Source organism: Pantoea sp. WMus005 (assembly GCF_013415305.1).
Lineage (GTDB): Bacteria > Pseudomonadota > Gammaproteobacteria > Enterobacterales > Enterobacteriaceae > Pantoea > Pantoea rara.
In genome coordinates, this window is sequence record NZ_JACBXU010000008.1 from 99,482 (window position 1) to 114,484 (window position 15,003).

Annotated in this window: 13 protein-coding genes and 1 riboswitch; of the genes, 9 read left to right on the forward strand and 4 right to left on the reverse strand. The window is 54.5% G+C overall.

All coding sequences use genetic code 11. From position 1 onward, the window contains the following. Positions 1–176: 176 nt before the first annotated feature. A complete protein-coding gene (gene argE, locus HZZ01_RS20440) occupies positions 177–1,325 on the reverse strand; it encodes an acetylornithine deacetylase (protein WP_179899263.1) in 1,149 nt (382 codons plus the stop codon). Between the two features lie 167 nt (positions 1,326–1,492). Between argE and argC the strand changes: the two genes are divergently transcribed. From argC to argH, 4 genes are all read left to right on the forward strand, one after another. After that, positions 1,493–2,497 (forward strand): N-acetyl-gamma-glutamyl-phosphate reductase, encoded by a 1,005-nt coding sequence (gene argC / locus HZZ01_RS20445; RefSeq protein ID WP_179899264.1) that lies wholly within the window; start codon positions 1,493–1,495, stop codon positions 2,495–2,497. A 14-nt stretch (positions 2,498–2,511) separates the two neighbouring features. Further along, positions 2,512–3,288 (forward strand): acetylglutamate kinase, encoded by a 777-nt coding sequence (gene argB, locus HZZ01_RS20450; RefSeq protein ID WP_179899265.1) that lies wholly within the window; start codon positions 2,512–2,514, stop codon positions 3,286–3,288. A gap of 24 nt (positions 3,289–3,312) precedes the next feature. Further along, on the forward strand, positions 3,313–4,530 hold the full coding sequence (locus tag HZZ01_RS20455) for an argininosuccinate synthase (protein WP_022624925.1): 1,218 nt from the start codon (positions 3,313–3,315) through the stop codon (positions 4,528–4,530). Positions 4,531–4,620: 90 nt separating this feature from the next. Further along, positions 4,621–5,994, forward strand: a complete 1,374-nt coding sequence (argH, locus tag HZZ01_RS20460) for an argininosuccinate lyase (RefSeq protein ID WP_179899266.1) — start codon at positions 4,621–4,623, stop codon at positions 5,992–5,994. Positions 5,995–6,114: 120 nt separating this feature from the next. On the opposite strand, the gene HZZ01_RS20465 is transcribed toward argH, so the two are convergent. Beyond that, on the reverse strand, positions 6,115–6,849 hold the full coding sequence (locus HZZ01_RS20465) for a glutathione peroxidase (protein WP_179899267.1): 735 nt from the start codon (positions 6,847–6,849) through the stop codon (positions 6,115–6,117). A gap of 123 nt (positions 6,850–6,972) precedes the next feature. Between HZZ01_RS20465 and oxyR the strand changes: the two genes are divergently transcribed. Beyond that, positions 6,973–7,890, forward strand: coding sequence for a DNA-binding transcriptional regulator OxyR (gene oxyR / locus HZZ01_RS20470; protein WP_010258132.1), 918 nt, complete (start codon positions 6,973–6,975; stop codon positions 7,888–7,890). Here the strand turns inward: oxyR and sthA are convergent. After that, positions 7,873–9,273, reverse strand: a complete 1,401-nt coding sequence (gene sthA / locus HZZ01_RS20475; protein WP_090967168.1) for a Si-specific NAD(P)(+) transhydrogenase — start codon at positions 9,271–9,273, stop codon at positions 7,873–7,875. The genes oxyR and sthA overlap by 18 nt on opposite strands. A gap of 192 nt (positions 9,274–9,465) precedes the next feature. Between sthA and fabR the strand changes: the two genes are divergently transcribed. Both fabR and HZZ01_RS20485 read left to right on the forward strand, forming a co-directional pair. Then, complete coding sequence (gene fabR / locus HZZ01_RS20480) at positions 9,466–10,113, forward strand: HTH-type transcriptional repressor FabR (RefSeq protein WP_179899268.1); 648 nt, start codon at positions 9,466–9,468, stop codon at positions 10,111–10,113. 14 nt (positions 10,114–10,127) lie between these two features. After that, positions 10,128–10,481, forward strand: a complete 354-nt coding sequence (locus HZZ01_RS20485) for a YijD family membrane protein (protein WP_179899269.1) — start codon at positions 10,128–10,130, stop codon at positions 10,479–10,481. A gap of 39 nt (positions 10,482–10,520) precedes the next feature. On the opposite strand, the gene trmA is transcribed toward HZZ01_RS20485, so the two are convergent. Continuing rightward, a complete protein-coding gene (gene trmA / locus HZZ01_RS20490) occupies positions 10,521–11,624 on the reverse strand; it encodes a tRNA (uridine(54)-C5)-methyltransferase TrmA (protein ID WP_179899270.1) in 1,104 nt (367 codons plus the stop codon). A gap of 98 nt (positions 11,625–11,722) precedes the next feature. Further along, a riboswitch (cobalamin riboswitch) is annotated at positions 11,723–11,906 on the forward strand. A 69-nt stretch (positions 11,907–11,975) separates the two neighbouring features. On the opposite strand from trmA, the gene btuB reads away from it, so the two are divergent. Then, entirely contained in the window at positions 11,976–13,850 is a 1,875-nt protein-coding gene (btuB, locus tag HZZ01_RS20495; protein WP_179899271.1) for a TonB-dependent vitamin B12 receptor BtuB, read from the forward strand. After that, positions 13,795–14,646, forward strand: coding sequence for a glutamate racemase (murI, locus tag HZZ01_RS20500; protein ID WP_136197294.1), 852 nt, complete (start codon positions 13,795–13,797; stop codon positions 14,644–14,646). The genes btuB and murI overlap by 56 nt, the downstream gene beginning before the upstream one ends. Positions 14,647–15,003: the final 357 nt, after the last annotated feature.

The window sequence follows — 15,003 nt, forward strand, 5'->3', positions numbered from 1 at the left end:
GCCACGTAATGTTGCGTTCGTCAAATGCGTTAAAGTGCGCCGAAGATGTGGCTAACTAACGGAAATTCGTAGAATTTATTGGGAAAGAAGCGGGATAAGTTATTCTTATTGTTAAATCCCGCAGAATGAAGGGGCATTTTGCTGTTAATACAGTGAAATGCCCCATTTGCTGTCAATCAGTGACAAAAATGCTGCACAACCTGACTAATAAGTGCATGTGTCGGCTTAATAAATGCCGTATCGATAAATTCGTCTGGCTGATGTGCCTGATTTATTGAACCCGGACCCAGGACCAGCGTCGGACAGAGTTGCTGAATAAACGGTGCCTCGGTGCAGTAGTTCACCACCTCGGTTGGCGTCCCCAGTAATTTTTCAACCACACTCACCAGCTCATGATTTGCCGGACACTCATAGCCCGGAATCGGAGGATGCAGTTCAGCCACCGTGACACGGCCCGGCCAGCGTGCACTCACCGGAGCCAGCGCTTCGTTCAGTAATCCATCCAGATCGCTCAGCGACAGGCCCGGCAGTGGACGGATATCCATATGCAGTTCACAGCAGGCGCAGATACGGTTCGCGGCGTCTCCGCCATGAATATGGCCGAAATTCATGGTCGGATAGGGAATAGCAAAGCCGTCATGGTGATAACGCTCCTGCAGCGTCGTGCGCAGTTGCATAAGATGAGTAATTGACTCATGCATCAGTTCAATGGCGTTGACGCCACGCGCGGGATCGCTGGAATGGCCCGATTTCCCCTCAATACGAATCACGTTCGACAGATGGCCTTTGTGCGCGCGTACCGGTTTAAGCGAAGTCGGTTCACCGATGATGGCGCAGTCGGGGCGCAGTTGCGTCGATTCAGAGAAATATTTGGCACCTGCCATGGTGGTCTCTTCATCGGCCGTGGCGAGGATATAGAGCGGCTTGCTCAGCGTGCTGACATCCACATCCCGCAGCGTATCAAGAATAAAGGCGAAAAAGCCTTTCATGTCTGCCGTACCCAGGCCATAAAGCTTGTTGTCGTGCTCGGTCAGGGTAAAGGGATCGCGCGTCCAGCGGCCATCATCAAAGGGAACGGTATCGGTATGACCGGCTAACAGCAGGCCGCCTGCACCGGTGCCGGTTCTCGCCAGCATGTTAAATTTATTGCGGGTGCCGGGGACCGGCTGCACTTCAACACTGAAGCCAAGGTCCCGGAACCAGCCGGCCAGCAAATTGATTAAAGTTTCATTACTCTGATCCAGTGCGGCATCGGTTGCGCTGATCGACGGTGTGGCGATTAACTGGCTGTAGAGTTCAATAAAAGGCGGTAATTTTGTCTTCACTGTTGGCTTTCCTTGGGTTAGGATGTATCCATATTCATGCAGTAATAGTGAATAAAAATACATTAACGTCTTCTGCAAGGGAACCATAAATCACTGCAGATGACAGGGTGGGTAACGGGGCAAGGCCGCGACCCGGAACGTGCGACTGTAAAAAGGGTTACAGCCTGATGTTGAATACGCTGATCGTTGGTGCCAGTGGGTATGCTGGCACAGAGCTTGTCACCTTCCTGAATCGTCATCCACATATCAACATAACCGCTTTGGCGGTTTCGGCGCAAAGTCCTGATGCCGGCAAGCGCCTGTCCGATCTCCATCCGCAGCTGAAAGGTGTGGTGGATTTGCCGCTTCAGCCCCTGAGCAGTGCGGCCGAGTGGGCAGACAAAGTGGATGTGGTGTTTCTGGCGACCGCCCACGAAGTCAGCCACGATCTGGCGCCGGAATTTCTCAAAGCTGGTTGTGTGGTGTTCGACCTGTCGGGCGCGTTCCGCGTTAATGACGCTGATTTTTATACCCGCTTCTATGGCTTCACCCATCAGCATAGCGGCTGGCTGGATAAAGCCGTTTACGGCCTCGCGGAATACCAGCACGAGAAAATCCAGCAGGCGCAGCTGGTCGCGGTACCGGGTTGCTACCCGACCGCTGCGCAGCTGGCACTGAAACCCCTGGTGGATGCCGGACTGTTAAATGATGCGCAGTGGCCGGTTATTAACGCCACCAGCGGTGTGAGCGGAGCCGGACGTAAAGCGAATGTCGGTACCAGTTTCTGCGAAGTGAGCCTGCAGCCTTACGGCCTGTTCAACCATCGTCATCACCCTGAAATCGTCGCACACCTGGGAACACCCGTGATCTTCACGCCGCATCTGGGCAGTTTCCCGCGCGGTATTCTGGCAACCATCACCTGCCGTCTGAAAGCGGATGTCAGCCGCGAAGATATCGCCGCCGTTTTCCATCGCGCCTATGACAACAAGCCACTGGTACGGCTCTATGAAAAGGGTGTACCGGCGCTGAAAGCCGTAGTCGGCCTGCCTTACTGTGATATCGGTTTTGAAGTACAGGGCGAACATCTGATTGTCGTAGCCGCCGAAGATAATCTGCTGAAAGGTGCGGCATCGCAGGCGGTACAGTGCCTGAACATCCGGTTCGGCTTCCCTGAAACGCAGTCACTGATTTAACGGACCAATAAACCATGACCAATCCATTAATTATTAAGCTGGGCGGTGTGCTGTTAGACAGCGAAGAAGCGCTGGCCCGCCTGTTTGAAGCGTTGCTGAAGTACCGTAGCGCCCATCAGCGTCCGCTGATCATTGTCCACGGCGGCGGCTGTCTGGTCGATGAACTGATGAAAAAGCTGGCGCTGCCGGTGATGAAGAAAAATGGCCTGCGCGTTACCCCTGCCGATCAGATCGACATTATTACCGGCGCGCTGGCAGGTACTGCTAACAAAACGTTGCTGGCCTGGGCAAAAAAATCGGGCATCAATGCAGTCGGCCTCTGCCTGGGTGATGCAGGCATTGTCAATGTCGCCCCGTTTGATGAAGAACTCGGCCATGTAGGCCACGCAACGCCGGGTAATCCGGCCTTGCTGACCACCCTGCTGGCGGCCGGTTACATGCCAGTGGTGAGCTCCATTGGCATTACTGACAGCGGCGACCTGATGAACGTCAACGCTGACCAGGCGGCGACCGCACTGGCCTCGACGCTGGGTGCTGACCTGGTTCTGTTGTCAGACGTCAGTGGTATTCTCGACGGCAAAGGTCAGCGCATCGAAGAGATGACCGCCGACAAAGCTGAACAGCTGATTACCCAGGGCATTATTACCGATGGCATGATTGTTAAAGTGCACGCTGCGCTCGATGCGGCACGTACGCTTGGCCGCCCGGTGGATATTGCCAGCTGGCGTCACGCTGAGCGGCTGCCTGACCTGTTTAACGGCGTGTCGATTGGCACCCGGATTCTCGCTTAACGACTCTGATTCAAGGATTACGAAATGCAAACGCAAAACATCAAAAAAATCGTTCTGGCTTACTCCGGTGGTCTTGATACTTCGGCCATCATTCCATGGCTGAAAGAGAACTACGGCGGCTGTGAAGTGGTCGCTTTCGTAGCGGATATCGGTCAGGAGCGCGGCGATCTGGAAGGTGTGGAGAAAAAAGCCCTGCAGTCCGGCGCCTCTGAATGCCACGTGGTTGACCTGCGTGAAGAGTTCATCAGCGACTACGTTTATCCGGTACTGCAGACCGGTGCGCTGTATGAAGGCACCTATCTGCTGGGCACCTCTATGGCGCGTCCTATCATCGCTAAAGCGCAGGTTGAGCTGGCGCTGAAAGTGGGCGCGGATGCGCTGTGCCATGGCGCAACCGGTAAAGGGAATGACCAGGTGCGTTTCGAAACCACCTATACCGCGCTGGCTCCGCAGCTGAAAGTCGTGGCACCGTGGCGTGAATGGAACCTGCGTTCACGTGAAGCGCTGCTGGACTACCTGAAAGAGCGCAACATCCCGACGACTGCGTCACTGGAAAAAATCTACAGCCGTGACGAAAACGCCTGGCACATCTCCACTGAAGGCGGCGTGCTGGAAAGCCCGGCCAATGCACCGAATAAAGATTGCTGGGTCTGGACGGTCGATCCGCTGGAAGCGCCTGACCAGCCTGAAGAAGTGACTGTAACCGTTGAGAAAGGTCGGGTTGTTGCGGTTAACGGCGAAAAACTGAGTCCGTTCCAGTGTCTGGAAAAACTGAATGTGCTGGGCGCAAAACATGGCGTTGGCCGTATCGATATCGTTGAAAACCGTCTGGTGGGCATTAAATCCCGCGGCTGCTACGAAACCCCTGGCGGCACCATTATGGTGAATGCGCTGCGTGCAGTTGAGCAGCTGGTGCTGGATCGCGATAGCTTCAAATGGCGTGAGCAGCTGGGCCACGAGATGTCTTATGTAGTTTACGATGGTCGCTGGTTCGCCCCACTGCGTAAGTCGATTCAGGCTGCTGCCGAATCGCTGGCAGAAGAGGTTAACGGTGAAGTGGTGCTGCAGCTCTACAAAGGCCAGGCAACAGCTACCCAGAAGCGTTCTGCGAATAGCCTCTACTCGGAAGAGTTCGCCACCTTCGGTGAAGATGAAGTGTACGATCATCGTCATGCGGGCGGCTTTATCCGTCTGTTCTCGCTCTCTTCGCGTATCCGCGCCCTGAACGAGCAGAAGAAGTAATTTTCAGGCGGGGCACGCCTCGCCTCACAGTTTTAATTCAGGGGCGGCATTTATGCCGCCTCTTGTTTAACGATTCAGAGGAGTTTTCACATGGCACTTTGGGGTGGACGGTTTACTCAGGCAGCGGATCAGCGTTTTAAACAGTTCAATGACTCGCTGCGCTTCGATTACCGCCTGGCAGAGCAGGACATCATTGGCTCTGTTGCCTGGTCCAAAGCGCTGGTGACGGTCAATGTCCTGACTCAGGATGAGCAGCAGCAGCTGGAAGTAGCCCTCAATACATTACTGGATGAAGTGCGTGAAAATCCTGAGCAGATCCTGCAGAGCGACGCTGAAGATATCCATAGCTGGGTGGAAGGCAAGCTGATCGATAAAGTCGGTTCGCTGGGTAAAAAGCTGCACACTGGCCGTAGCCGTAACGATCAGGTCGCGACCGATCTGAAACTGTGGTGCAAGGTGCAGATTGAAGCGTTGCTGGGTGCCACACGTGAACTGCAGCAGGCGCTGGTGGTGACTGCTGAAGCCAATCAGGATGCCGTGATGCCGGGCTACACCCACCTGCAGCGTGCGCAGCCGGTGACGTTTGCACACTGGTGTCTGGCCTACGTTGAAATGCTGGCGCGTGATGAGAGCCGTCTGCAGGATACCCTGAAGCGGCTTGATGTTAGCCCGCTGGGCTGTGGCGCACTGGCCGGAACCGCTTACGAGATCGATCGTCAGCAGCTGGCAGGCTGGCTGGGCTTCGCTTCCGCCACGCGCAACAGTCTGGATACGGTATCCGACCGCGATCACGTGCTGGAGCTGCTCTCTGACGCGGCTATCGGCATGGTGCATCTGTCGCGCTTTGCCGAAGATATGATTTTCTTCAACACCGGCGAAGCAGGCTTTATTGAGCTGTCAGATAAAGTGACCTCCGGCTCATCGCTGATGCCGCAGAAGAAAAACCCGGATGCACTGGAGCTGATTCGCGGCAAGTGTGGTCGGGTGCAGGGCGCACTGACTGGCATGATGATGACACTGAAAGGTCTGCCGCTGGCGTACAACAAAGATATGCAGGAAGATAAAGAGGGTCTGTTTGACGCGCTCGATACCTGGCTCGACTGTCTGCATATGTCAGTACTGGTGCTGGATGGGCTGCAGGTCAAACGCCCGCGCTGCCAGGAAGCGGCTGAACAGGGCTACGCCAACTCCACCGAGCTGGCCGACTATCTGGTCGCCAAAGGTGTGCCGTTCCGTGAAGCACACCATATCGTCGGTGAAGTCGTGGTGGCCGCTATCGGGCAGGGCGTGGCGCTGGAAGCGCTGTCGCTGTCGCAGCTGCAGCAGTTCAGTGCGGTGATTGGTGAGGATGTCTATCCGATCCTGGCGCTGCAATCCTGCCTGGATAAGCGTAATGCGCAGGGCGGTGTTTCACCACAGCAGGTTGCGCGTGCCATCGGTGACGCTAAGCAACGTCTGGCATGATTAGCAGGTAAAAAAAAAGCGGGCATATTCAATGCCCGCCAACCTCTAGCTTCAGAATAACTACTTTTTTATAGGCACATCATCAAAGCGTCCACTCTCCCGGCCGACGCTCAGATTCTCTTACGCTGACAGCAAGTATTGATGCAGATCCTCGCTGCCGCCAATATGACGACCGCCCATGAAGATCTGCGGTACCGTCGCCCGGCCTGAAACGGCACGCAGACTCACGGTTGTCGCATCCTGTCCCAGCACAATCTCTTCGTACTGAATGCCATGATCCATCAGCATCTGTTTTGCCTGGGTGCAGAAGCTGCAGCCTGGCTTAGTGAAAATAGAGACCGACTCCTGCGCTTTACACTCCGGCGCCAGATAGCGCAGCATGGTGTCGGCATCAGAAACCTCAAACGGATCGCCCGGCTTGTTCGGTTCTACAAACATTTTCTCTACCACGCCGTTACGTACCAGCATGGAGTAGCGCCATGAGCGTGGGCCAAAGCCGAGATCGGCCTTCTCAACCAGCATCTCCATGCCACGGGTGAACTCGCCGTTGCCATCAGGGATAAAGGTAATATTGTCTGCACGCTGTTCCGCTTTCCAGGCGTTCATCACAAAGGTGTCATTCACCGAGATGCACAGAATGCTATCCACACCCTGCTGAGCAAACAGACCTGCTAATTCGTTGTAACGCGGCAGATGGCTGGAGGAGCAGGTGGGTGTAAAGGCACCCGGCAGTGAAAAAACAATCACCGTTTTGTCTTTAAACAGCGCTTCGGTGGTTATATCGACCCAGCGATCGCCCTGACGTGTGTGAAAAATCACCGACGGAATCGCTTTACCTTCCTGACTTGCAAACATTTTTTCTCCTGACATACCGCGTCCCATTTGATGCGCGCATTATTCCCAACCACCCTTGATAGGGCCAATCGTTCATTGCTATTCTATCTATCGCCACGGGCTATCGTGGTTTGGAGGGTAATAATGAATATTCGTGATCTTGAATATCTGGTTTCGCTTGCTGAACACCGTCATTTCCGCCGCGCGGCGGATGCGTGTCATGTCAGTCAGCCGACGTTAAGCGGGCAGATCCGCAAGCTGGAAGATGAGCTGGGCGTGATGCTGCTGGAGCGCACCAGCCGTAAAGTGCTGTTCACGCAGGCAGGTTTACTGCTGGTGGATCAGGCGCGTACGGTGCTGCGTGAAGTGAAAGTGCTGAAAGAGATGGCCAGTCAGCAAGGGGAAGCGATGTCAGGTCCGCTGCATATCGGACTCATCCCGACCACCGCGCCTTATTTACTGCCACAGATTATCCCGACGCTGCACCAGACATTCCCGAAACTGGAGATGTATCTGCACGAAGCGCAGACGCAGCAGCTGCTGGCGCAGCTCGACAGCGGCAAGCTGGACTGTGCGATTATCGCGCTGGTCAAAGAGAGCCAGGCCTTTATTGAAGTGCCATTATTTGATGAACCGATGAAGCTGGCGGTCTATGCCGATCATCCGTGGTGCGATCGCGATCGTGTGCCGATGTCTGATCTGGCTGGCGAGAAATTGCTGATGCTGGAAGATGGGCACTGTCTGCGTGACCAGGCAATGGGGTTCTGCTTTGAGGCGGGCGCCGATGAAGATACCCATTTCCGGGCGACCAGTCTTGAGACGCTGCGCAATATGGTAGCGGCAGGTAGTGGCATTACGCTGTTACCGGCGCTGGCAGTTCCACCAGAGCGTATCCGCGACGGTGTCTGCTATCTCACCTGCTACAAACCGGTGCCACAGCGCACGATTGCGCTGGTCTATCGTCCGGGTTCACCTCTGCGCAGCCGTTATGAACAGCTGGCAGAGGCAATTAAAACCCACATGCAGCACTATTTCGACGCTGCGTTAAAACAGGCGGTTTAAGCCGTTTAACGCCGCAACACGATAGGCTTCGGCCATGGTCGGATAGTTGAAGGTGGTATTCACGAAGTACTCAATCGTGTTGCCACCATTTTTTTGCTCCATGATCGCCTGACCGATGTGGATGATCTCGGCGGCACGCTCGCCAAAGCAGTGGATCCCCAGAATCTCTTTGGTTTCACGATGGAACAGGATCTTCAGGCTGCCGACGTTCATACCTACGATCTGCGCCCGCGCCAGATGCTTGAACTGCGCACGACCCACTTCGTAAGGCACCTTCATGGCCGTCAGCTGCTGCTCGGTTTTACCTACGGAGCTGATTTCCGGAATGGTATAGATACCGGTTGGGATATCTTCAATCAGGTGCGCCGTAGCTTCCCCTTTGATAATCGCCTGTGCGGCAATACGGCCCTGATCGTAGGCGGCTGAGGCCAGACTCGGATAACCGATCACGTCACCGACAGCATAGATGTGCGGCTGAGCCGTCTGATACATGCTGTTCACCTTCAGCAGGCCACGACCATCCGCTTCCAGCCCCACATTTTCCAGCGACAGCGAATCGGTATTGCCGGTACGGCCATTGGCGTAAAGCAGGCAGTCCGCTTTCACTTTCTTGCCCGACTTCAGATGCATGATGACGCCATCTTCCACGCCTTCGATCTTCTCAAACTCTTCGTTGTGACGAATTACCACGCCGCTGTTCCAGAAGTGATAGGAGAGAGAATCTGACATCTCCTGATCAAGGAACGCCAGCAGACGATCGCGGGTGTTAATCAGGTCAACCTTGACGTTCAGACCACGGAAAATCGACGCATATTCACAGCCAATCACGCCAGCGCCGTAAATAATGACGTGACCCGGTTCGTGGTGCAGGTTGAGGATAGAGTCGGAGTCATAAACGCGGGGATGGGTAAAGTCGACATCGTCAGGATGATAAGGTCGTGAACCACAGGCGATAACAAACTTCTCTGCTGTCAGCGTCTCACGCGTGCCATCGGGTTGCTCAATCTCAACGGTGTTGGCATCAACGAAATGCGCATCACCCTGATAAAGTTCACAGCGATTACGCTCGTAGAAGCCCTGACGCATGGCTGTCTGCTGGCTGATCACGCTTTCAGTGTGATTAAGAATGTCGGCAAAAGAGGAGCGAAGCAGTCGGGTATGATCGCTGTAAAGCGGATTCTGGTTGAATTCAATAATGCGGCTGACGGCGTGGCGAAGGGCTTTAGAAGGGATAGTACCCCAGTGCGTACAACCGCCGCCGATGTTGTGGTAGCGTTCGATCACGGCGATGCGCGCTCCCTGTTTTACCAGCCCCATCGCCGCCCCTTCACCGCCGGGTCCTGAGCCAATCACAATGGCATCGTAATCGTAAGACTTTTGCATACCGATACGTCCTATTATTTATACATTTTTACAACGAGATTCTAACATCTCGTCGCGCACTTCTGAATTCTATCAGCGATTTTCATCACATTTTGACAAAGAGTGAGGTTCACAGGCAGTGACAAAGATTGCCAATCTGTACGCTGAAAATTTTGTTATAGTGCCCCTTCAACACCGCTAAAGGCAGAGAGCATGGGCGTCAGAGCGCAACAAAAAGAACGTACACGACGTACACTGATTGAAGCAGCTTTCAGTCAGCTCAGCGCCGAGCGCAGTTTTGCCAGTTTGAGTCTGCGGGAAGTGGCCCGTGAAGCAGGCATTGCACCGACCTCCTTTTATCGTCATTTCAAGGATGTTGATGAGCTTGGTCTGACAATGGTAGATGAAAGCGGGCTGATGCTGCGACAGCTGATGCGCCAGGCGCGCCAGCGTATCGCCAAAGGCGGCAGCATCATTAAGACATCGGTGGCGACCTTTATGGAGTTCATCGGTAACAACCCCAACGCTTTCCGCCTGTTACTGCGTGAACGTTCCGGCACCTCTGCCGCGTTCCGTGCCGCCGTGGCGCGTGAAATTCAGCACTTTATCGCTGAACTGGCTGATTATCTTGAGGTCGAAAATCGCATGCCGCGCAGTTTCACCGAAGCGCAGGCTGAAGCGATGGTGACCATTGTCTTCAGCGCCGGAGCAGAAGCTCTGGATGTTGATGCTGAGCAGCGACGTAAGCTTGAGGATCGGCTGGTGTTACAGCTGCGCATGATCGCTAAAGGCGCTTATTACTGGTACCGCCGTGAGCAGGAACGACTGGCGGTCACCCTGGAAAAACCCGAAGAGCAATAAGTAAGGATTCGTCCATGACCCACCCAGGTACCCGCGATAAAAGCACTCTGGCACTGGCTTTTATTACCGGCTTAGCGATTAACGGCTCGTTTTCTGTACTGTTTAGCGCCTTTGTTCCCTTCTCGATTTTTCCGCTGATTTCGCTGGGTCTGGCGGCCTGGTGCCTGCATCAGCGTTATCTCAACACCAATATGCCAGACGGTATGCCAGGACTCGCGGCAGCATTTTTCCTGCTGGGGATTCTGGTTTATAGCGCACTGGTGCGGGCAGAATACCCGGACATTGGCTCCAACTTCGTTCCCACGGTTCTGATGGTGGCGCTGGTGTTCTGGATTGCGACACGGTTTAAGCGCAAGCGTAATCAGTAGGGATAAAAGAAAACGGGAACCTCAGGGTTCCCGTTTTTTTTACGCTTTACGCGTCAGCAGGACGCCGCATTCCATATGATGGGTATAGGGGAATTGATCGAACAGCGCCAGCCGCGTCACGTCGTGCGTTTCTGCCAGTGTCTGCAGATTGTCGCTCAGGGTCTGCGGGTTGCAGGAGATGTAAAGGATACGCGGATACGCCTGCACCATTTTCACCGTCTCTTCATCCAGGCCGCTGCGCGGCGGATCGACAAAAATCGTCTCGCATTCGTAGCTGGTCAGGTTAATCCCTTCCAGACGATTGAAGCTGCGCACGCCATTCATCGCCTGCGTAAACTCTTCCGCCGCCATACGAATGATTTGCACATTATCAATCTGGTTCACGGCAATGTTGTATTGCGCCGACGCAACAGAGGGCTTGGCGATTTCAGTCGCCAGAACGCGGCGGAAGTTACGCGCCAGCGCCAGCGAGAAGTTGCCGTTACCGCAGTAGAGTTCCAGCAGGTCGCCCTGTGAATCCTGCGTCACATCCAGCGCCCATTCCAGCATCTGAATATTCATCGCCGCGTTAGGCTGGGTGAAACTGTTCTCGACCTGACGATAGACAATCTCGCGGCCCGCCACCGGCAGACACTCATCCACATAGTCGCGATCCAGACAGATTTTGGTCTTAGTCGCACGGCCAATCAGCTGCACATCCAGACCTTCCGCACGCAGCTGGTCACGCAGTGCTGCGGCTGCCTGCTGCCACTCATCATCCAGCTTGCGGTGGTAGAGCAGTGAAATCACAATCTGATTGCTCAGGGTCGACAGATAGTCGATCTGGAACAGTTTATGACGCAGGGTGCGGTTATCACGGATCGCGGCGATCATCTTTGGCATCAGCTGATTGATCAGCTGGCTGGCCGCCGGGAACTGATCAACGCGGATCCGCTCGCGTGTCTGCTGATCAAAGATGATGTGATAAATATCATCGCCGTCGTGCCACAGGCGGAATTCGGCGCGCATCCGATAGTGGCTGACCGGCGAACGGAACACCTCCACGTCGGGCGCAGCAAACGGCGTCATCATCGTCTCTAAACGACTGACTTTTTCCGCCAGCTGTGCGTCATAGTCTTCAATGGGGAGATGTTCGGGTGTCATGAGCAATCCTGATTAATAGCTTACCAGCGGGCGATTGTAGGCATTCACTTGCTGATGTCCAGTCCCGCAGCGGCTGTCTGGACTTCCGTATCGCCACTCCGTAGACTGCAGACGCCGGCCTCAAGCCCGAGTTAATAGGGAATCCAGTGTGAATCTGGAGCTGACGCGCAGCGGTAAGGAATGTCGTGATGAGTGCAATTGCAGACACTGTCCTCCGGGATGGGAAGTCATCATCATTTATGATTCCCAGCCCGAAGACCTGCCGGTGTAACGTCGCTACTCGTACAATCATCGCGTGCTATTGATTGTCGGCCTGCGGCATCCTGCTTCGTCTTATGGATGCAATTAAAAATGACAAAAAAAACGGCTTCGCTGTTCGCTCTGAGCGCAACGGCGATTTCTCTCTGGGCGCAAAACGGTTTTGCGCAGGGGAATGATGATACGCAGATAGTCACCGCCAACCGTTTTGCCGAACCTGTTTCCGGGGTGCTGGCTCCCACTACCGTCGTCACGCGTGATGAAATTGATCGCTGGCAGGCCAAAAGCCTGACGGATGTGATGCGCCGTCTGCCGGGTGTCGATGTCGCGCAAAGCGGCGGGTTAGGGCAGCAGAGTTCGTTGTTTATTCGGGGCACCGAGTCCAGACATGTGCTGATCCTGATTGATGGTATCCGGCTTAATCAGGCGGGTATCACCGGTTCGTCGGACCTCAGCCAGATCCCCCTGTCGCTGGTACAGCGCATCGAATATATTCGCGGCGCGCGTTCTGCGGTTTATGGTTCGGATGCGATTGGCGGCGTGGTGAATATTATTACGGGTCGATCGCAACCGGGCACCACGCTCACGGCGGGCATGGGGTCCAACGGCTATCAATCTTACGACGGCTCAACCCAGCAGATGCTGGGCGACGCGACAAAGCTCACTCTGGCTGGCAACTATACCTATACCAGAGGGTATGACGTAGTCGCGGGCTATCCCAATGACTATGGTCCGGCGCAGCACGATCGCGACGGCTTTATGAGCAAAACGCTGTATGGCAACCTTGAGCATCAGTTCAGCGAGGAACTCAGTGGTTTTGTGCGCGGTTACGGGTTTGATAACCGTACCGCCTACGACGGGCAATATAACTACGATGAGAGCGGCATTAACGGACTGGCGGATACCCGTCAGCTCTACAGCCAGACCTGGGACACCGGGTTACGCTTCAACCGTGACTTTTACTCTACTCAGCTCATCGCCAGTTATGGCCATACCAAAGACATTAACTACGATCCGCGCAATGGCCGCTATGGCGCCGCGTCGACCTTTGATGATGTCACTCAGTACAATCTGCAGTGGGGCAATACCGTTCAGGTGGGGCAGGGCGCCGTCAGTGCGGGTGTTGACTGGCAGAAGGAGACCACCGAGCCAGGCACGAACTATTTATCAGATGGTTATGAACAGCGGAATACCGGCCTCTACGTGACCGGGCAGCAGCAGTTTGGCAGCGTCACCCTTGAAGGCGCGGTCCGTGGTGATGATAACAATCAGTTTGGCTGGCATAACACCTGGCAGACGGCGGCCTCATGGGAGTTTATCTCCGGCTACCGCGCGTTCGCCTCTTATGGCACAGGTTTCAAAGCGCCGAATCTGTCGCAGGTTTACAGCCCGTTCTATGGTAACCGCGACCTCGACCCGGAAAAAAGTAAGCAGTGGGAAGGTGGTTTTGAAGGCCTGAGCGGGCCGGTGAACTGGCGGGTATCGGGCTATCGTAACGACATTGATAATCTGATTGAAGGTGATCCGCAGACCTTCCGCTACTACAACATTGAGCAGGCGCGTATTAAAGGCGTTGAAGCCACCGCGGGATTCGATACCGGGCCGCTGACGCATCAGCTCTCATATGATTATGTCGATGCGCGGGATGGCAGTAGCGATCAGCCGCTCATTCGCCGGGCTAAGCAGCAGGTAAAGTATCAGCTCGACTGGACGCTGTATGAGTTTGACTGGTCTGTGACTTATCACTATCTGGGCGACCGTTATGATACCGACTTCAACAGCACGCCCAGCCGTCGTGTGAAGTTAGGTGGCGTCAGCCTGTGGGATCTCGCCGTCTCATATCCTGTCACTTCACAACTCACGGTTCGTGGTAGAATTGCCAACCTGTTCGATAAAGATTACGAGACAGTGTATGGCTATCAGACTCCAGGACGAGAGTATTACCTCAGCGGCAGCTACAACTTCTGATTTACGTCCCACCGTGCTGGTGTTTGATTCCGGCGTCGGTGGGCTTTCTGTCTATGATGAAGTCCGTCAGCTGTTGCCGGATCTTCATTATCTTTACGCTTTTGATAACGCCGGCTTCCCCTATGGTGAGAAAAGCGAAACTTTCATCGTGGAACGGGTGGTCGCTATCGTTGAGGCCATTACGCAGCGTTATCCTCTCTCGTTAGTCATCATCGCCTGCAATACGGCCAGCACGGTTTCATTGCCCGCTTTACGTGAACGCTTTGCGTTTCCTGTCGTAGGTGTGGTTCCGGCAATTAAACCGGCCGCACGCCTGACACGTAATGGTGTGGTCGGGTTGCTGGCGACGCGGGCGACGGTGCGCCGTCCTTATACCCATGAGCTGGTGGCGCAATTTGCCGGTTCCTGCAACATCGAGATGCTGGGATCGGCGGAACTGGTGGAACTGGCCGAAGCGAAGCTGCACGGTGCAGAGGTTGCACTGGATGAGGTGCGCCGTATTGTTCAGCCCTGGCTGCGGATGGCTGAACCACCAGATACGGTCGTTTTAGGCTGTACGCACTTTCCTTTACTGCGCGAAGAGTTACAGCAGGTACTACCTGAAGGGACGCGTTTGATTGATTCCGGTGCGGCAATCGCCCGACGTACTGTCTGGTTACTGGAACATGAAGCTCCTGAAGTACATTCTTCGCAACAGAACGTCGCATTCTGCACTGAGCTGGATGGCGAAGCGGTACAATTATCACCCGTTTTACAGCGTTATGGCTTTCCGTTGCTGGAAAAACTGGCGCTTTAGCGGCTTTTTGCTGAAAAAAGAAGCACTCGGAATTTTATTTCAAATTAGCTCTTGTCAGCCTCCGAGAACTCCCTATAATGCGCCTCCACTGACACGGCACAACGGCTTACGAAGCGCCGGGTTGAGTAGGTTCGAAATCATACGAACCAGTGAGTTAAGCGAAAATAAATGCTTGACTGACAATGCGGAAAGCGTAATATACGCAGCCCGCGCCGCAGTAAATCGCGGCATGCTCTTTAACAATTTATCAGACAATCTGTGTGGGCACTCGCAGGATTGATATCAGCGTCTCCGGACGTAAAAAATATCAAGCCTCACGAGTGAACACATAATGAAATTCATTATGACGTTTTACAG

Excerpts from the sequence above, each read along its gene's own strand:
- argC (WP_179899264.1), top strand. The coding sequence starts at position 1,493 with ATGTTGAATACGCTGATCGTTGGTGCCAGTGGGTATGCTGGCACAGAG.
- argB (WP_179899265.1), top strand. The coding sequence starts at position 2,512 with ATGACCAATCCATTAATTATTAAGCTGGGCGGTGTGCTGTTAGACAGC.
- HZZ01_RS20455 (WP_022624925.1), top strand. The coding sequence starts at position 3,313 with ATGCAAACGCAAAACATCAAAAAAATCGTTCTGGCTTACTCCGGTGGT.
- argH (WP_179899266.1), top strand. The coding sequence starts at position 4,621 with ATGGCACTTTGGGGTGGACGGTTTACTCAGGCAGCGGATCAGCGTTTT.
- HZZ01_RS20465 (WP_179899267.1), bottom strand. The coding sequence starts at position 6,849 with ATGTTTGCAAGTCAGGAAGGTAAAGCGATTCCGTCGGTGATTTTTCAC.
- oxyR (WP_010258132.1), top strand. The coding sequence starts at position 6,973 with ATGAATATTCGTGATCTTGAATATCTGGTTTCGCTTGCTGAACACCGT.
- sthA (WP_090967168.1), bottom strand. The coding sequence starts at position 9,273 with ATGCAAAAGTCTTACGATTACGATGCCATTGTGATTGGCTCAGGACCC.
- fabR (WP_179899268.1), top strand. The coding sequence starts at position 9,466 with ATGGGCGTCAGAGCGCAACAAAAAGAACGTACACGACGTACACTGATT.
- HZZ01_RS20485 (WP_179899269.1), top strand. The coding sequence starts at position 10,128 with ATGACCCACCCAGGTACCCGCGATAAAAGCACTCTGGCACTGGCTTTT.
- trmA (WP_179899270.1), bottom strand. The coding sequence starts at position 11,624 with ATGACACCCGAACATCTCCCCATTGAAGACTATGACGCACAGCTGGCG.
- btuB (WP_179899271.1), top strand. The coding sequence starts at position 11,976 with ATGACAAAAAAAACGGCTTCGCTGTTCGCTCTGAGCGCAACGGCGATT.
- murI (WP_136197294.1), top strand. The coding sequence starts at position 13,795 with ATGGCTATCAGACTCCAGGACGAGAGTATTACCTCAGCGGCAGCTACA.